Origin of the sequence: Kordia jejudonensis, assembly GCF_001005315.1 — a bacterium.
Classification (GTDB): domain Bacteria; phylum Bacteroidota; class Bacteroidia; order Flavobacteriales; family Flavobacteriaceae; genus Kordia; species Kordia jejudonensis.
In genome coordinates this window covers 1-494 of the sequence record NZ_LBMG01000099.1, presented here as the reverse complement: position 1 = coordinate 494, position 494 = coordinate 1, and the positions used below count along the sequence as shown (strand labels likewise).

The window sequence follows — 494 nt, the reverse complement described above, 5'->3', positions numbered from 1 at the left end:
ACCTGTCATGGTTTGTCTTACTCTAACATAGAGTGTTTGTGGATTGGAGGTGTTGTTATAAGTTGTAGTATTCACAATGGCGTTGCTATCCGTATCCGCATCCGTCGCCGTTTCATAGTAGACAACTTCCATATCTGTTTGTCCATTAATAATATCCGCATCCAAAGAAGTCAGATCAAATACACCTGTTTCTTGATCGGTTTCATCTTCCGCACATACCTGAAAAGGTGCTATCGGTGCTGTTGCCGTTGGAATTGGTTCTACACTGAGTTCTAAACTCGCAATGTTATTGCTGTTGATGCACTCCGTAGCAGTATTCTCCACACGGATAAACACCGTTTGTGGATCTGTTGTGTTTTCAAATCCGTTGACAAGTGCTGCAGTTCCTGCCAAAGCATCTGCTGCTGTTGGATGATAGGTCACAGTAAAGTCTGCTAAATCTTGTGGTGCTTCTAATAGATTTAGCGAAGCCGTTACCACATCCCAATCAAACT

At 42.7% G+C, this 494-nt stretch carries 1 pseudogene; it reads right to left on the bottom strand.

From position 1 onward, the window contains the following. A pseudogene (locus AA089_RS25280) lies at nucleotides 1-494 on the bottom strand (hypothetical protein); the annotation flags it as partial.